The organism is Algibacter sp. Ld11 (assembly GCF_045066735.1).
In the GTDB taxonomy this organism is placed as follows: domain Bacteria; phylum Bacteroidota; class Bacteroidia; order Flavobacteriales; family Flavobacteriaceae; genus Algibacter.
Map to the genome: position 1 here is coordinate 202,555 of NZ_JBISHH010000011.1, position 16,672 is coordinate 219,226.

Here is a 16,672-nt window from a genome sequence, read left to right on the forward strand (position 1 = left end):
GGGAGCTTAAACAGACCGTTCAATCGCTAACGCAAGAGCAACGTTATGATTAAAAATATAATTTCAGGAATAAAAGCATACTTCGGTGCTTTCAGTTTAATATCAAAGCTAAAACTCTGGAAATTCTTTGCAGTACCTATGCTAATTAGCTTTGTAACGGCAACCATTATTTTCAGTTCAGCTTATGGGTTATCTGATAATGTTGGTAATTTCATCTCTAAAATTTGGATCTGGGATTGGGGCAAAGAGACCTTCACCTCTATCAGTACTTTTATTGGCGGGCTTGTTATTCTAGTTATAGGTCTAATATTGTTTAAACACATTATAATGGCTCTATCTGCGCCATTTATGAGTCCCGTTTCCGAAAAAATTGAAGCACACCTAACAGGCAACGCTCCACATTCTCACCGAGACACGACGTTTTTAGAACAATTAATGCGTGGGATAAAAATAAATGGCCGAAACTTATTAATGGAACTACTATTAACTATTCCATTACTTATTTTAAAATTCATACCGGTTGTTAACATATTTTCAGCCATACTCCTATTTCTACTACAAGCCTACTATGCCGGTTTTGGTAATATGGATTACACCTTAGAACGCCATTTTCAATACAAACACAGTGTTCAATTTGTACGCAAAAACCGTGGCTTAGCCATTGGTAATGGTATTGTTTTTATTCTATTTTTATTAATTCCAATTATTGGTGTTATTTTAGTGCTACCTTTATCGGTAACTGCAGCTACTGTAAAAACAGTTAATGCATTAGAATTAAAAAATAACAAAACATATGGTAACGCTTAGTTTTAACAACTTCACCATTAACGCTATAAAACCAACAGATGCTTGGCCATTATGTAATTTTATAGCTGCTAATGACGACCGTTTAAAACGGTATTTTCCAAAAACACTACAAGAGAATTTAACCCCCGATTTGGCACAATGCTTCACTGATAAAAAGGTGAAACAATTTGAATTAAAAAACGAGTTTTTATTCACCATAAAAGAAAACGGATCTAATGAAGTTGCAGGCCTAGTTTATCTAAAAGAACTAGACTGGACAACCAAACAAGCCGAATTTGCTTACTGCATTGGCTATCAATTTGAAGGCAAAGGCATAACTACTAAAGCCGTTAGTATATTATCTGATTATGCTTTTGAAACTTTAGGTTTGAAAACGCTTCAAATTATAGTACATAAAGATAATCATGCCAGTGTGGCTGTAGCGACAAATAACAGCTTTACCTGGATAAAAACATTAAAAAACGAACATACACCTCCAAACGAAAGCCCATTAGACATGGAACTTTATGAGTTGTATTATGAAATGGAATAATTTAAAATGAAAAACAAATTCTACCAATATATTCAAAACCTTCAAGACAGCATCACCTCTAAACTAGAAGCTATTGATGGCAAGGCAACCTTTCAAGAAGATATTTGGAAACGCCCAGAAGGTGGTGGCGGACGCACGCGAGTAATAGAAAACGGTAATGTTTTCGAAAAAGGCGGTGTAAATATTTCAGGTGTAAACGGCAAATTACCAAAATCTATGCAAGACTATTTTAAAGTTGGCGATGTCGATTTTTTTGCATGCGGTTTAAGTTTGGTACTTCACCCTACAAACCCAATGGTACCAACCGTGCATGCCAATTGGCGCTATTTTGAAATGTATGATAAAACTGGAGAGATTGTAGGTAGTTGGTTTGGTGGCGGACAAGATTTAACGCCTTATTATTTATTTGAGGAAGATGCTAAACATTTTCATCAAACATGTAAAACAGCCTGCGATAAACACAACCCAGAATTTTACCCAAAATACAAAACCCGTTGTGATGAGTATTTCTATAACACACACAGAAATGAAGGCCGCGGATTAGGCGGTTTGTTTTTCGATTACTGCAAAGCAACCGAAGACATGACTATGGAAAACTGGTACAATTTTGTAACCGAAGTAGGCGATAGTTTTTTAGAAGCTTACGTACCAATTGTTGAAAAGCGTAAAATTTTATCATATACAGAAGCACAACGTAATTGGCAAGAAATTCGTCGTGGACGCTATGTGGAATTTAATTTAGTGCACGATAAAGGCACCCTTTTCGGATTAAAAACCAACGGACGTATAGAAAGTATTTTAATGAGTTTACCTCCGCATGTACAATGGGTTTACGATCATCATCCAGAAGTTGGTAGTGAAGAAGAAAAACTAATTGAAGTTTTACAAAATCCGATTGACTGGGTTTAAAATATTGATGTTTTTACTATGAATTGCCACTGCGGAAATCCAAAACCTTACACAGACTGTTGTCAAAAAGCGCACCATAATATTGCCGAAGCTAAAACAGCAGAACAACTTATGCGTTCGCGCTACAGTGCTTTTGTTTTGGCTAATGGCGATTACTTAATGGCTACGCATCACGCATCTACACGCCCAATAAAAGAAAAAAAAGCTATAGTAAACTGGGCGAAATCAGTAAAATGGATAAAACTAGAAGTTCTTGAAACTTCCGAAGGACAAGAAAACGACACCAAAGGTACAGTTACATTTAACGCTTACTTTTTCGAAAACGGAAAAGTAGATGTGATACACGAAAAATCGGCTTTTGCAAGAGAAAACAAACACTGGTATTACTTAGGCCACAGCAAGTAAATCTTTCTACTTCCAAACCATAACCTCTTTTGATACTTTCTTAAAAGCATTATGTACATGCGCCAATCTAGCTTTTAAGAGTAATCTTCGCCCTTCCTTATGCCTTGTGTAAAACAATTTACTTTTACCAATATGCGTGCTCCAATGCTTTTGAAAAACTAAGGCCTTCGCTTTTTTATCTCCGAAAATCTCAGGAACCGGGTAGAAGTTTTCAATATCTAATCGCTTTCTGAGGAAACTACTTTTAATAATAAGATATCTCGGTGAATCTATCGGGTTTACAATTTCGCTTAACGCTTTAGAAAACACAGCACTTTCATAAGCATTTCCGCCAAGCAAACTACACGATACATCGCCTTTATTCACAAGACTAGATGCTACTATTAATACGTCTTTGTTCGTTGTTATATAATTCAACTCAACCATGGTATCCAATATGGAAAGCCCCATATTTTGTATCTTTTTGTACAGATATCCATGTTTTATATAAAGCGTTATAGCACGATATAATTTAAGTCCAAACGAAAATAAAAAAGCAGCTAGAAAGGCATAAATAAAATATAGCACACCACGTTGTATCACGAGGTTTATACCTCTTAAAATAAACTCGACATAAAACACAGAAATAGCAAGCATTAACTCGACTACAAAAAAACGAATAGCATCAAAGTAATATAATTGTCGCTGTCTAGTAAAAGGTTTATCGCCTATATAAAACAACCTCACATCTTTGGTTAATCTAGTTCCTTTACCAATAGAGTCTTGCCATTTTTTGGTTGTTTCACTTCTGTTTTTTGCACGTTTTAAAGTCGTTTCATTTAAAACATCAATATCTTCTTCCAAAAAATGCTCAGGAAATTCTAACCGATCAATACCGCTAGAAATAAACGGAATATCATTATTAGTAACACCAACAAAAGCATCAAAACGTCGCTTTAAAACTTCAACATCTCGCCCACCGTTTGCATCTGTAATATCCACACAGGCCAAATGCCATATATTCCCAGTTTTATTTGGCTTATCGCCATCTTTTCTAATAGCACGACCACGCATTTGATTAGATGAAACAAACGAACCAATAAAGGAAGCTAAAATTAAACTATTAATAGAAGGTGCATCCCAACCTTCACCAAGCAACGATTTTGTCCCCACCAGAACTTTAATATCTCCTTCTTCAAAAAGCTTTGTAATGATGCTAACAATACTCTTTTTTGTTTTAATTTTTGATGAAACAACTAAAAAATCGGCATCAATTTCTAAAGGAGAAAAGGAAAAATCATCACAACTTTCAACCTTATTAAAAGGCTCCAATACGCTTTTATGCACAATAACTAAGCTTCCAGAAAGTACAGCTAAATCTTCTTTATGCGAGCAACTACTTCTTATAAACTGAAATATTGGCATAACACCAATACTATTTATGAGTTCTTTTTGCGTGTTTAAAAATTCCTTTCGAATGTAATCGGTTAAAATAACGCAACGCAAATCTTCTTTTAAATTTTCGCGTTCTGCCTTTACAATATCTACTATACTTTTTAATTTACTCGGGCTGTTTGAGAGTGATTTATACAGCAAATTTTCACCAATAAAATCTACTCGTCTTTTTCGAAACACATCTAATTGGCGGAGTTTCTTTTCCAACGCCAATAAATAAACTTCGTGATCTATCAAAAGTTCTCGATCGGACACTAATAAATTCTGAAATAAAACACCCAACCATTCTAATTGTAGCTTTGGAAACTGAATCGTTTCATCTCCTTCAAAACCAAGAATCTCAAGTTTTTCCTTTTCAATAATAATTCCGCAGGTATTTAAAAAAATAAGTATGGCCGAAAAATATTCGGTATTACTATAAATAGCTTCTAAATGATACTTCGGGCTTTTATAAAAACGATGTGCTTTTAAAAAAGAAATAAAAATTTCATCTTCTATTAATTCATCTTTAAACGTTGCTATTTTCTCTCTGTATTCAACTATAAAATTAATCTCTAAATCTTCAGGTTTAGAAAAGTAAACAAAATCTTGATGTGGACATAAATCGGTTTCTCTAACCAAGTCCGGCACCGCAATTTCATCGTCTATGTCTCCACATAGCTTAAAATATTTAGCAACTTCCGTTCTATCGCTATCATAAGGTGGCGTGGCGGTTAAGGCTACCAAGTGAAACGGAATATTTTCTTTTAAATCTATTAAGCAAGTCCACCATGTGTTTTTTAAGTGATGCGCTTCATCTAAAACCAATGTTTGAATATTATGCTTTTTGAAAAAGGCGTAATAATCATTTTTATCTTCGAACGTTTTGTAAAAAGCATGTAACGATTGGTAGGTAGAAAAGGTAATATCTTTAGGTGCTTTTAAATTGAAAGAAAACGACTTAAAGTCTTCATCTTTAGTAAAAAAGGTTTGTAAGCGATTTTCCCATTGATTTCTAATGGTTAGCGTTGGAGCCAAAACCAAGGTTTTCTTGTTTAATTTTCGAATAATCTCAATGCCTAGAATGGTTTTTCCGGATCCTGGAGGTGCAATAACATGGAAATGATTATCTGCAATATGGCTTTTGAAGTGTTTTAGCAAATTAGCCTGATAACTTCGCCAAGGAAAGTTAAATTCTAAAAATCGAAACGATTCGAGCAAGATAAAAAGGGTTTAAATTATTAACTTTGTATTCGATAAAAGTAATAAAAACTATGTATCCATTACGAAGAAATAGAAGATTGAGAACTAATGAAGCTATTCGTAGTTTAGTTCGTGAAACTATAATAACACCAAACGACTTTTTAGTGCCCCTTTTTGTGGTTGAAGGGAAAGGCATTAAAGATGAAATAGCATCGATGCCAAACTATTTTAGGTATAGCTTAGATTTATTAGAAGGTGAAATAAAAGAACTTTGGAATCTTGGACTTAAATCGGTTTTACTTTTTGTTAAAGTACCAGACAACTTAAAAGATAATAATGGTACTGAAGCTTTAAACCCGAACGGATTAATGCATCGCGCTATTAAAACCATAAAAAACGTTTGTCCGGATATGTTAGTGATGACGGATGTTGCGCTAGATCCATATTCGTCTTTTGGGCATGATGGTATTGTACAAAATGGTATGATTATAAACGATGAGTCTGCTGCTGTATTATCGCAAATGGCTTTAACACATGCACAAGCAGGCGCCGATTTTGTAGCGCCGAGTGATATGAATGATGGTAGAACGTTACAAATCCGTCAGTTATTAGAAAACGAAGGCTTCAAAAACACAGGTATTATGAGTTATTCAGCAAAATACGCATCGGCTTTTTACGGGCCTTTTCGTGATGCTCTAGACTCTGCTCCTGTTGATTTGGTTGATGTACCTAAAGACAAAAAAACTTACCAAATGGATTGCGGAAATAGAATAGAAGCTATTCGCGAAACCCTAATGGATATTGATGAAGGATCGGATATTGTTATGGTAAAACCAGGACTATCGTACCTCGATATTTTAAGAGATATCAAGAATGAAGTAGATGTTCCAGTAGCAGTATATCAAGTTTCTGGCGAATATGCTATGATAAAAGCTGCAGCTGAAAAAGGCTGGTTAAATCACGATCAAGTAATGATGGAAACCACCATGGCTTTTAAACGTGCTGGCGCAGATATTATAGCGAGTTACTTTGCTAAAGATGTCGTGAAAATATTAAACGGATAGTTTCTAGAACATATAACTTCACAAATCGTCAACTTAGATATTTTAATATTTAGGTCGACGATTTTTTGTTTTTCTAATTATTCATCCACCTCACGGCTCTCTTTTATAATAATCTAGTCCTAGTTGTATTATTATATCTTTAAATTGATTTGATTTTGTAAATTAGCATTTAACAAAATCATTATTAATGACCGCATTAATCCTTTGGGCAACCGTATCTATTTTCTTTTCATTTCTATGTTCCATACTTGAGGCTGTTTTACTCAGTGTAACACCAACCTTTATAAACGTTAAAAAACAAGAAGGTAAAGAGTATGCATTAACGCTAGAATCCTTAAAAAAGGATGTCGATAAACCGTTAATTGCAATATTAACATTAAACACTATTGCGCATACTTTAGGTGCCATGATGGTAGGAATACAAGCCGAAAGTTTACCATACAAAATTGAATTTTGGGGTATAAACACGGTTGGAGTTGTTTCTGCAATTATGACGTTCTTAATTTTAGTAGCTTCGGAAATTATACCAAAAACCATTGGAGCAACTTACTGGAAACAATTGGCGAACTTTACATCCAAAACTTTACTTGTTTTAATTTTCCCGTTAAAATGGACAGGTATTTTATGGCTACTTCAATTAACAACAAAGCTTATCGGTGGCAAAGGTCACGGCAGTGTTTTAAGCCGCGAAGGCTTTTTAGTAATGGCTGATATGGCTCATGAAGAAGGTGTTTTTCAAGAAAATGAAAGTAAAATAATTAAAAATTTACTAACATTTAAGGAAGTCTTTGCCAAAAACATCATGACGCCAAGAACGGTTATGCTGGCAGAAGATGAAAACGCGACAGTAGAAGAGTTTTTTAATAAAAATCTTAATTTACGATTTTCTAGAATTCCAATTTATTCTGATAATCCAGATAACATAACAGGCTTAGTTTTAAAAGATGAAGTTTTTAAAGAAATGGCCTTAGGTAACGGCACAAAAAAACTATCAGAACTTACTAGAAATATAATTATTGTAGAACGTAATTTACCAATACCAAAGCTTTTTGAACAACTTGTTGAAACTAGAAACCATATGGCTTTAGTAGTCGATGAGTATGGCTCTGTTAGCGGTTTAGTAACTATGGAAGATGTTATTGAAACCCTTTTAGGCTTAGAAATAATGGACGAAAGTGATAACGTATCAGACCTACAATCGATGGCTAGAAAAAGTTGGGAAGTACGTGCTAAAAAACTCGGTATCTTAGACGAACAAACTCCTGAAAACTAATGGAAACCTGTATCATCAACTCGCCTTTGGGTTTTACCAAAATTGTTGGTGATGTAGATGGTATCACTCAGGTTACGGTTTTAAATTCTCAAGAAAAAGAAACCGATATTATACCTGTAGAGTTAGAAGATTGCGCTATTCAACTAAAAGAATATTTTGAAGGTATACGCACTCAATTCAACCTAAAATTAAATGCAGAAGGCACCGATTTTCAAAAACGCGTTTGGGCTGCTTTAGAGCAAATTCCTCATGGTAAAACCACATCATACTTAGAACTTTCTAAGACACTAGGCGATGTAAAAGCTATTCGGGCCGTTGCTAATGCTAACGGAAAAAACCCACTTTGGATTATTGTACCATGCCATCGCGTTATAGGCAGTAATGGCAGTTTAACAGGCTATGCTGGTGGACTTCACCGCAAACAATGGCTAATTAATCATGAAAGCCCATACAAACAACAATCGCTTTTTTAGAATGTATAGAACCATAACCAAGATTGCAAAACGCTTTTTTACCGATGCTCAAATTTATAAATATGGGTTTAACTGGTCTCCAATGTATAGACGATCTACAGGAAGACTAGTTACGGTATCAGAAGATTTACGATATGTTAAAATAAAAATTCCATTAAGTATTAAAAACCGTAATTTTGTTGGAACCATTTTTGGTGGTAGTCTATTTTCGGCAACAGACCCAATCTACATGATTCAGCTCATGAATATTCTTGGAGACAACTATGTGGTTTGGGATAAAAGCGCCACAATACATTTTAAACGGCCAGCCAAAGAAACCGTATTCACTGAATTTATTTTTTCTGAAGACGATATAAAAAATATTAAAAATGAAGTTTCTAAAAACGGGGAATTTAACTTAGTGAAAACACCAAATATTGTAGATAAAAACAATACCGTTATCGCTCAATTATCAAAAACTATTTACGTTGCCGATAAGCAGTATTACAAAGAAAAGCGTAAGCGTAAAACGAAATCTTCTTCATAAAACATTCTTAATTTTTATTAGAATAGAATTTTATTATCTTTAGTTTCCACATTAAACTAAATAAATGACATTCCTTAAAAAACTTTTAAAATGGCTAGCTATACTCTTAGCTTTAATTATAGCAATACTTTACATAACCGACACAGATTACTTAATAAAAGCCGTTAGAACCATATACCTTAAAGGCCACACCACAGCCTTTTTGGAAGATTATAAAGAATTCGACAACAGAGTTATCGAAACTAACAACCCAATTCCTTGGCCGAACCACGTAGACTATAATTCCATAAAAGAAACAGAGATATTATCCAAAACTAATAAGGAAAACGGAACCATTGCTTACGTGATTATAAAAAACGACAGTATTTGGTTTGAGAATTATTACGATGGTTTTAATGCAAACACACCTTCTAATTCCTTTTCCATGGCGAAGAGTTATGTATCTGGCCTTTTAGGCAAGGCTATTAAAGACGGTTACATAAAAACCATAGACCAGCCAGTTTGTGATTTTCTACCTGAATTTTGCGACAATTTAGCTCAAAAAATGACAGTTGGGGATTTATCGAGTATGGCTTCCGGAACCAATTGGGATGAAGCGTACTATTCACCCCTATCCATTACAACACGTGCTTATTTTGATGATGATTTAGCCAAGGTAACCAACAGTTTAAAAGTTATAGAAACTCCTGGACAGTCTTTTAAATACGCCAGTGGTGACACACAAATGTTAGCTATGGTTATAGAGAAAGCTACAGGTAAAAAACTCTATAACTATTTAACCGAAAGCTTTTGGAAACCATTGAATTCTGAAAACCCAACCTTATGGCAAGTCGATAGCGACAGTCACGATTTAGTAAAAGCCTACTGTTGCATAGCGAGTAATGCCAAAGATTTTGCGCGCTTTGGTAAGCTTTATAAAGACTTTGGGAAATGGAACGGTAAGCAAATTTTAGATTCTTCTTTTGTAGCAAAATCTATTACACCGCGTTTTAAAAACAGTCCAGAATACGGTTATGGTATGTGGTTAAAAACAATAAAGGACAAACACTTTTTTATGATGCGGGGCCACTTAGGGCAATACGTTATTGTAGAACCAAACGATAATATAATAATAGTAAGGCTAGGACACTCTAAGGGGCCAATAAAAACAGTTGCTACTTTTACTGATGATATATCTATATATATAAACGAAGCCTATAAAATGCTGGAAAAATGATACGTAAACTTAACTTAGAAAACATTCTATTTCTGGATATTGAAACGGTTCCAGAAACACAATACTTCTCTGATTTAGACGAAACAAAACAAGCGCTTTGGGAACACAAATCTAAATACCAGCGCAACGATGATGAAACCGCCGAAGAATTTTATAACCGTGCCGGAATTTGGGCTGAGTTTGGTAAAATTGTATGTATTTCGGTAGGCTACTTTAAAATTAATGATGACGCTAGAACTTTTCGAACAACATCATTTCACGGCGAAGAAACAAAACTATTAAACAATTTTAAAATACTATTAAACACTCATTTTAATCAAGCAAAACACTTACTTTGCGGTCATAATGGTAAAGAATTCGATTTTCCTTTTATTGCAAGACGCATGATTATAAACAATATTGAAATACCGCAAAAACTAAATTTATTTGGTAAAAAACCATGGGAAGTTCCACATCTAGATACTCTAGAATTATGGAAGTTTGGTGATTATAAAACCTATACATCCTTAAAATTATTAACAAATGTATTAGGGATTCCGTCTCCAAAAGATGATATTGACGGCAGCGAAGTTTATCGCGTATTTTACGAAGAGAACGAAATCGACCGTATTGTTACCTATTGCGAAAAAGATACCATTGCGGTAGCTCAAATATTTTTACGATTGCGAGGTGATGCCATTTTAACAGACGACGAAATTATTCATATTTAAATGAAGAAAAACATACTTACCGTAACCGATTTATCCATTGCATTTAATGGTAATGAAGTAATCCATAATATATCTTTCAACCTAAAAGAAAATGAAATTTTAGGTATTGTAGGCGAATCGGGTTCAGGCAAATCTGTATCTTCATTAGCCATATTAGGTTTACTTCCTAAGAAGATTTCTCAAATCACTTCTGGCAGTATTCTATTTAAGAATGAGGATTTAACCAAACTATCACCCAAAGCATTTCAAAATATAAGAGGCAAACAAATAGCCATGATTTTTCAGGAACCTATGAGTTCTTTAAATCCGTCGATGACTTGCGGCAAGCAAGTGCAAGAAATACTTTTACAACACACGAGTTTATCCAAAACAGAAGCCGAAAACGAAACACTATCTTTATTTGAAAAAGTAAAGTTACCCGACGTAAAACGTACCTATACCAAATATCCACATGAAATATCTGGAGGCCAGAAACAACGAGTTATGATTGCGATGGCTATTGCCTGCAAACCCGATGTTCTAATTGCCGATGAACCTACAACAGCATTAGATGTTACGGTACAAAAGGATATAATAAAACTGCTGAAAGAACTACAGGCCGAAACCAAAATGAGTATAATATTCATTACGCACGATTTGGCTTTAATATCCGAAATTGCTAACCATGTTTTGGTAATGTTTAGAGGTAATTTAGTTGAAGAAGGCCGAGTTAAAACCATATTCAAAAACCCAAAACATAATTACACCAAAGCTTTAATTAACTCGCGTCCATCTTTAGATACACGCTTAAAAACCTTACCAACTATAAAAGACTTTTTGGAAGACACAACGTCCACCCAAATTGTAACCGACCATGATAGAAAAATTAATCATGAAAAAATTTATAGTCAAACACCACTGTTAGAAGTTATTAATGTTGAAAAAGAATATTATTCCAATGCTGGTTTCTTAAAAAAAGCAACATCTTTTAAGGCCGTAAATAATGTAAGTTTTAAATTGTATCCTGGTGAAACATTAGGATTAGTAGGAGAATCTGGTTGTGGAAAATCGACCCTTGGAAATGCTATTCTTCAATTGGATAAAGCCACGGCCGGACAAATTTTATACAACGGCATCGATATTACCAAATTAACTAAAACGGAAACTAGAAAACTTCGGAAAGAAATTCAAATTATTTTCCAAGACCCATACTCTTCCTTAAACCCGCGAATGCCCGTTGGCGAAGCTATCATGGAACCTATGAAGGTTCATGGATTATTCAATTCTACAAAAGAAAGAAAAGAAAAAGTAATAGATATTTTAAACCGTGTTGGATTATCTGAAGATTATTTTAATAGATATCCTCATGAGTTTTCGGGCGGACAACGTCAACGAATTGGTATTGCACGCACCATTGCTTTACAGCCAAAACTTATTGTTTGCGACGAATCTGTTTCCGCACTTGATATTTCTGTACAAGCACAAGTTTTAAATTTATTAAATGAACTAAAAGAAGATTTTGGATTTACATACATATTTATTTCACACGATTTAGCCGTTGTAAAATATATGAGCGACCAATTATTGGTTATGAATAAAGGTGAAATTGAAGAATTGGACGACGCCGATACTATTTACAAAACGCCTAAAAAGGATTATACCAAAAAACTCATTGCGGCAATTCCGAAAGGCATTTAACCAAAGTACTAGAAAATAAATTCACACTATAACTTGGGAAGGTTATAGCATGAAAATTTTCTTGGTTAAGTAAAATAAGCCTTTTAAAAATTGTAAATTTCCTTGAAGGGATTCTTGAAACTTACTCACTTTAACTGTAGGTTGTTCAGGTAGATTTGGTGCAAAATTCATAATGGTTAGGTTATGGTAGATTTGGGGAAATCTATAATTAAACTTGGTTTCTTTGGTCACTGTAAATATATACTTTTATTTCAATAAATCGGTTTAAAAACATATATTATCGATGAAATACATTAAATTTTAACGTTTTAACCACTTATACCATTGATCTATCTTTAACGAAATTCCTAAAATTGCATTTCAGGCACGACACCATCAATTATTAACGTGCCTTCTGTAGCATTTTTTATATCTTCTACTGACACTCCGGGAGCACGCTCTAAAAGCTTAAACCCGATTGCAGTGACTTCAATTACAGCAAGGTTAGTTACTATTCTTTTAACACACCCAACACCTGTTAATGGTAATGTGCATTTTCTAAGAAGTTTAGATTCTCCTTTTTTATTGGTATGCATCATGGCAACAATAATATTCTCAGCACTTGCAACCAAATCCATAGCTCCTCCCATTCCTTTAACCATCCGTCCTGGTATTTTCCAGTTTGCAATATCTCCATTTTCAGCTACTTCCATGGCACCCAAAATTGTGAGATCTACATGCTGTCCTCTAATCATGGAGAAGCTTAAAGCAGAATCGAAAAAACTAGCGCCAGGTAAGGTTGTTATGGTTTGTTTTCCTGCATTTATAACATCAGCGTCCTCCTGACCTTCAAAAGGAAAAGGCCCCATGCCTAAGACGCCATTTTCACTTTGAAATTCAACTTCTATACCTTCTCTAACGTAATTTGCCACTAAAGTAGGAATACCTATTCCTAAATTAACGTAATAACCATCTTGAACTTCTTTTGCAATACGCTTTGCTATACCTATTTTATCTAACATGATTTTGTATCTTTATTAGTTCCGCGAAAGCGAAAACATCTTAATTTGGATTCTTAATTTTAAAACTCTACCTAAAAGAATAAGTAAATTTAACTGCGCGGTCTTACTGTGCGTTGCTCAATTCGTTTCTCATAACGTTCTCCTTGAAAAATACGCTGTACAAAAATACCAGGAATATGAATTTGATTCGGATCTAAGCTCCCTAGTGGCACCAACTCTTCAACCTCAGCAACAGTAATTTTTGCAGCACCACACATTACCGGATTAAAATTTCGAGCGGTTCCTTTAAAAATCAAATTACCTGCGGCATCGCCTTTCCAGGCCTTAACAAAAGCAAAATCGGCTTTAAAAGCATGCTCTAACACATACATTTTACCATCAAATTCACGAGTTTCCTTACCTTCGGCAACTTCAGTACCATAACCAGCTGGCGTATAAATAGCAGGAAAACCAGCTTGTGCAGCACGACAACGCTCTGCTAGAGTGCCCTGTGGAATAAGTTCAACATCGAGCTCTCCAGAAAGCATTTGACGCTCGAACTCATCATTTTCACCAACGTAAGATGACACCATCTTTTTTATTTGTCGCTTTTGAAGTAATAAACCTAATCCAAAATCATCAACACCAGCATTATTGGAAATACACGTTAAATTTTTTACACCTAAACCAACCAATTTGGCAATAGCGTTTTCGGGTATTCCACTTAAGCCAAATCCACCAAGCATAAGCGTCATGTTATCGGTTACACCTTGTAGAGCAACATCAACATTATCAACTTTTTTATTTATCATTATAAATTCATTTTATATTTAAGTTCAAACAATTTACAAATACATCATTTAAAGCTGCATAAATTTACGAATAATTCAAAAGAATACTAAAATTTAAATATATAATATTATTATCAATCTAATTTAGTGGTTTAAAGATTCTAATCAAATAAGTACAACAAGATATAAGTATCGATTTATTAGCCCCCAACCCTAATAAATTTAAAGGTAAAAGATTAAAAACGTTTTATTATAAAACAAAAAAAAACCACTCTTTTCAGAATGGTTTTTACTTTATAATAAAAAACTATTACGTTTTAAAAATCTAAATCATGAGGTGTATTATCCTCTTCTTGATCACTATCAGAGTCACTATCAGTATCAACCTTAGAGCAATCTACATTAATAGATAAGTTTTTAGGTTTTTCAAAATTAGCTTTAGAAACATCTAAATGTTTATCTGCATAACAATTTTGCATATAAACACCCCAAATTGGTAATGCCATCGTTGCACCTTGTCCGTAAGTAATATTTGGAAAATGCACCGATCGATCTTCACCTCCAACCCAAACACCAGTTACTAAGTTTGGCACCATACCCATAAACCAGCCATCACTTTGGTTTTGCGTAGTACCTGTTTTACCTGCAATAGCATTTTTAAAATCGTATGGATACCCTGTAACCGCTTTCCTAAAATCACTTCTATATGAATCTCTTCCTCGACCTCTTAATCGTGCCCCAGAGCCAGATTGTGTTACACCCTCCATAAGCTTTACGGTAACATAAGCGGTTTCTGCGCTTAAAACATCGCGTGTTTCTGGTTTAAATTGATATAAAATAGTTCCGTTTTTATCGGCAATAGTTGTTACCATAACTGGCTTAGTATAAACCCCTTGATTTGCAAAAGCGGAATAAGCACCAACCATTTCGTAAACACTAATATCTGGTGTTCCTAATGCTATGGATGGCACCGCTGGAATATCAGACTCAACACCTAATTTTCTAACTAAATCTATAACGGTTTGCGGTCCAACTTTGTCAATAAGTTGCGCTGTAATAGTATTTACAGAATTAGCTAATGCGTTTTTTAAGGTTCTTGTTCCCCCATAGTCACTATCTCCATTAGAGTTTTTAGGACACCATTCTTCTGGATTTCCATACTTATTAGCTTCTATACAAAATGGAACATCTGGCAACTCGTAACATGGTGATAAATGCAACTGATCCATGGCTGCGGTGTACACAAAAGGTTTGAATGTAGATCCGACTTGACGCTTTCCTTGGTTTACCATATCGTATTGAAAATGGCGATAATTCATGCCACCAACCCATGCTTTAACATGGCCTGTTTGCGGATCCATAGACATCATACCTGTACGCAAAAATGATTTATAATAGCGCATAGAATCTATAGGCTTCATGATAGTATCTATTTCTGACGCTCTACCGTCTTCCCATGCAAAAACAGTCATTTCTGATGGTGTTTCAAACGACGCTTCTATTTCTTTATCAGATTTTTTTAAATCATATTTAAGGTGCCTCCAACGCTCAGACTGTTTCATTCCTCTCCTCAATAAGGAAGCAACCTCACTTTTATCAAGATCTAAAAACGGTGCTGTTGGATTTTTTTTCAGATTGTTTTGATTAAAAAACTCTGCTTGTAATCTTGGCATATGTTGTTGAACTGCATCCTCAGCGTGCTTTTGCATACGAGAATCGATAGTTGTATAGATTTTTAAACCGTCGTTATACAAATTATATTTTGTTCCGTCTGGTTTAGGATTTGTTTTAATCCAGTCCTTCATAAACCCATCCAAATACCCTCTAAAATAGGTAGCAATACCTTCACGATGCGATTCTGGAGAATAGTTTAAATCTAAATCGGTTTTCTGAAGTGAATCTTTAACTTTTTGATCTATAAAATCATATTTCTCCATTTGCGCTAACACCACATTTCTACGTGTTTTTGTTAGCTCGACTCTTTTTCTTGGATTAAATAAAGATGAATTTTTAAACATCCCTACAAGCATAGCCGATTCTTTTAAATCTAACTCTATTGGTTCTTTACCAAAATAAATACGTGATGCACTTCGAATACCATCGGCATTATTTAAAAAATCGTAAATATTAAAGTATTGTGCAATAATTTCTTCCTTAGTATACTGACGCTCTAAACGAATAGCGATAATCCATTCCTTTACTTTTTGCAAAACACGCTCTACTATATTTTTAGAACCTTCACCATGAAATAACTGTTTTGCTAGCTGCTGCGAGATAGTACTAGCTCCACCACCGCTACCAAGCGTTACCAACGCTCGTAAAGTTCCTCGAGCATCAATGCCAGAGTGATCTTTAAAACGTGCATCTTCTGTAGCAATTAAGGCGTTAACTAAGTACTGAGGTAATTCATTATATCCAACTGGTGTTCTGTTATCATTAAAATAGAATTTCCCTAACGTTTGTCCGTCGGAAGAAAGAATCTCTGTTGCTAAATTTGTTTTAGGATTTTCTAATACGGTATGGTCTGGCATTTCGCCAAACACACCCCAAGATGCTAATAAAAATACTAAAATAATTGAAAGAATACCTCCTAAAAATACTACCCAAAACCATCGAATGTATTTTGAAAAATCTTGAACTGTAATTGTTTCTTTTTTTGCTTTTGCCATGGTTTAATAGCCTTAAATTATGTG

15 protein-coding genes are annotated in these 16,672 nt (G+C 34.5%); 11 read left to right on the forward strand and 4 right to left on the reverse strand.

Annotated features, from left to right (window positions below; all coding sequences use genetic code 11):
* Window positions 1-45: 45 nt before the first annotated feature.
* From ACJJV4_RS06310 to ACJJV4_RS06325, 4 genes are read left to right on the forward strand one after another with little or no spacing between them, the layout of a single operon-like run.
* Window positions 46-807, forward strand: a complete 762-nt coding sequence (locus ACJJV4_RS06310) for an EI24 domain-containing protein (protein WP_405292614.1) — start codon at window positions 46-48, stop codon at window positions 805-807.
* Complete coding sequence (locus ACJJV4_RS06315; RefSeq protein ID WP_405292615.1) at window positions 794-1,339, forward strand: GNAT family N-acetyltransferase; 546 nt, start codon at window positions 794-796, stop codon at window positions 1,337-1,339. Before ACJJV4_RS06310 ends, ACJJV4_RS06315 begins: the two co-directional genes overlap by 14 nt.
* A gap of 6 nt (window positions 1,340-1,345) precedes the next feature.
* Window positions 1,346-2,248: an oxygen-dependent coproporphyrinogen oxidase gene (hemF, locus tag ACJJV4_RS06320; RefSeq protein WP_405292616.1), complete on the forward strand. Its 903-nt coding sequence runs from the start codon at window positions 1,346-1,348 to the stop codon at window positions 2,246-2,248.
* Between the two features lie 18 nt (window positions 2,249-2,266).
* A complete protein-coding gene (locus ACJJV4_RS06325) occupies window positions 2,267-2,653 on the forward strand; it encodes a YchJ family protein (RefSeq protein WP_405292617.1) in 387 nt (128 codons plus the stop codon).
* 6 nt (window positions 2,654-2,659) lie between these two features.
* On the opposite strand, the gene ACJJV4_RS06330 is transcribed toward ACJJV4_RS06325, so the two are convergent.
* A complete protein-coding gene (locus ACJJV4_RS06330) occupies window positions 2,660-5,287 on the reverse strand; it encodes a DEAD/DEAH box helicase family protein (RefSeq protein WP_405292618.1) in 2,628 nt (875 codons plus the stop codon).
* 53 nt (window positions 5,288-5,340) lie between these two features.
* Here ACJJV4_RS06330 and hemB point away from each other — a divergent pair, with 53 nt between their 5' ends.
* The 7 genes from hemB (at window position 5,341) to ACJJV4_RS06365 (ending at window position 12,208) form a co-directional block, all read left to right on the forward strand.
* Entirely contained in the window at window positions 5,341-6,333 is a 993-nt protein-coding gene (hemB, locus tag ACJJV4_RS06335; protein ID WP_405292619.1) for a porphobilinogen synthase, read from the forward strand.
* 187 nt (window positions 6,334-6,520) lie between these two features.
* The gene (locus ACJJV4_RS06340; RefSeq protein WP_405292620.1) at window positions 6,521-7,606 is read left to right on the forward strand and encodes a CNNM domain-containing protein; all 1,086 of its coding nucleotides are present in this window, start codon (window positions 6,521-6,523) and stop codon (window positions 7,604-7,606) included.
* A complete protein-coding gene (locus tag ACJJV4_RS06345; RefSeq protein WP_405292621.1) occupies window positions 7,606-8,079 on the forward strand; it encodes a methylated-DNA--[protein]-cysteine S-methyltransferase in 474 nt (157 codons plus the stop codon). The genes ACJJV4_RS06340 and ACJJV4_RS06345 overlap by 1 nt, the downstream gene beginning before the upstream one ends.
* A complete protein-coding gene (locus ACJJV4_RS06350) occupies window positions 8,045-8,605 on the forward strand; it encodes a DUF4442 domain-containing protein (protein ID WP_405292622.1) in 561 nt (186 codons plus the stop codon). The genes ACJJV4_RS06345 and ACJJV4_RS06350 overlap by 35 nt, the downstream gene beginning before the upstream one ends.
* A 64-nt stretch (window positions 8,606-8,669) precedes the next feature.
* Entirely contained in the window at window positions 8,670-9,821 is a 1,152-nt protein-coding gene (locus ACJJV4_RS06355) for a serine hydrolase domain-containing protein (RefSeq protein WP_405292623.1), read from the forward strand.
* Complete coding sequence (locus tag ACJJV4_RS06360) at window positions 9,818-10,531, forward strand: 3'-5' exonuclease (RefSeq protein ID WP_405292624.1); 714 nt, start codon at window positions 9,818-9,820, stop codon at window positions 10,529-10,531. The genes ACJJV4_RS06355 and ACJJV4_RS06360 overlap by 4 nt, the downstream gene beginning before the upstream one ends.
* On the forward strand, window positions 10,532-12,208 hold the full coding sequence (locus ACJJV4_RS06365; protein ID WP_405292625.1) for an ABC transporter ATP-binding protein: 1,677 nt from the start codon (window positions 10,532-10,534) through the stop codon (window positions 12,206-12,208). It abuts the gene before it with no gap.
* Between the two features lie 347 nt (window positions 12,209-12,555).
* On the opposite strand, the gene ACJJV4_RS06370 is transcribed toward ACJJV4_RS06365, so the two are convergent.
* The 3 genes from ACJJV4_RS06370 to ACJJV4_RS06380 form a co-directional block, all read right to left on the reverse strand.
* Complete coding sequence (locus ACJJV4_RS06370) at window positions 12,556-13,209, reverse strand: 3-oxoacid CoA-transferase subunit B (RefSeq protein ID WP_405292626.1); 654 nt, start codon at window positions 13,207-13,209, stop codon at window positions 12,556-12,558.
* An 89-nt stretch (window positions 13,210-13,298) separates the two neighbouring features.
* On the reverse strand, window positions 13,299-14,000 hold the full coding sequence (locus tag ACJJV4_RS06375) for a CoA transferase subunit A (RefSeq protein WP_405292627.1): 702 nt from the start codon (window positions 13,998-14,000) through the stop codon (window positions 13,299-13,301).
* A gap of 296 nt (window positions 14,001-14,296) precedes the next feature.
* A complete protein-coding gene (locus ACJJV4_RS06380) occupies window positions 14,297-16,648 on the reverse strand; it encodes a penicillin-binding protein 1A (protein WP_405292628.1) in 2,352 nt (783 codons plus the stop codon).
* Between the last annotated feature and the right edge of the window lie 24 nt (window positions 16,649-16,672).

What these genes read in the sequence shown, in the direction of transcription:
- hemB (WP_405292619.1), top strand. Translation starts at nt 5,341, where the DNA reads ATGTATCCATTACGAAGAAATAGAAGATTGAGAACTAATGAAGCTATT.
- ACJJV4_RS06370 (WP_405292626.1), bottom strand. Translation starts at nt 13,209, where the DNA reads ATGTTAGATAAAATAGGTATAGCAAAGCGTATTGCAAAAGAAGTTCAA.
- ACJJV4_RS06315 (WP_405292615.1), top strand. Translation starts at nt 794, where the DNA reads ATGGTAACGCTTAGTTTTAACAACTTCACCATTAACGCTATAAAACCA.
- ACJJV4_RS06325 (WP_405292617.1), top strand. Translation starts at nt 2,267, where the DNA reads ATGAATTGCCACTGCGGAAATCCAAAACCTTACACAGACTGTTGTCAA.
- ACJJV4_RS06380 (WP_405292628.1), bottom strand. Translation starts at nt 16,648, where the DNA reads ATGGCAAAAGCAAAAAAAGAAACAATTACAGTTCAAGATTTTTCAAAA.
- hemF (WP_405292616.1), top strand. Translation starts at nt 1,346, where the DNA reads ATGAAAAACAAATTCTACCAATATATTCAAAACCTTCAAGACAGCATC.
- ACJJV4_RS06345 (WP_405292621.1), top strand. Translation starts at nt 7,606, where the DNA reads ATGGAAACCTGTATCATCAACTCGCCTTTGGGTTTTACCAAAATTGTT.
- ACJJV4_RS06365 (WP_405292625.1), top strand. Translation starts at nt 10,532, where the DNA reads ATGAAGAAAAACATACTTACCGTAACCGATTTATCCATTGCATTTAAT.
- ACJJV4_RS06360 (WP_405292624.1), top strand. Translation starts at nt 9,818, where the DNA reads ATGATACGTAAACTTAACTTAGAAAACATTCTATTTCTGGATATTGAA.
- ACJJV4_RS06310 (WP_405292614.1), top strand. Translation starts at nt 46, where the DNA reads ATGATTAAAAATATAATTTCAGGAATAAAAGCATACTTCGGTGCTTTC.
- ACJJV4_RS06350 (WP_405292622.1), top strand. Translation starts at nt 8,045, where the DNA reads ATGAAAGCCCATACAAACAACAATCGCTTTTTTAGAATGTATAGAACC.
- ACJJV4_RS06355 (WP_405292623.1), top strand. Translation starts at nt 8,670, where the DNA reads ATGACATTCCTTAAAAAACTTTTAAAATGGCTAGCTATACTCTTAGCT.
- ACJJV4_RS06375 (WP_405292627.1), bottom strand. Translation starts at nt 14,000, where the DNA reads ATGATAAATAAAAAAGTTGATAATGTTGATGTTGCTCTACAAGGTGTA.
- ACJJV4_RS06340 (WP_405292620.1), top strand. Translation starts at nt 6,521, where the DNA reads ATGACCGCATTAATCCTTTGGGCAACCGTATCTATTTTCTTTTCATTT.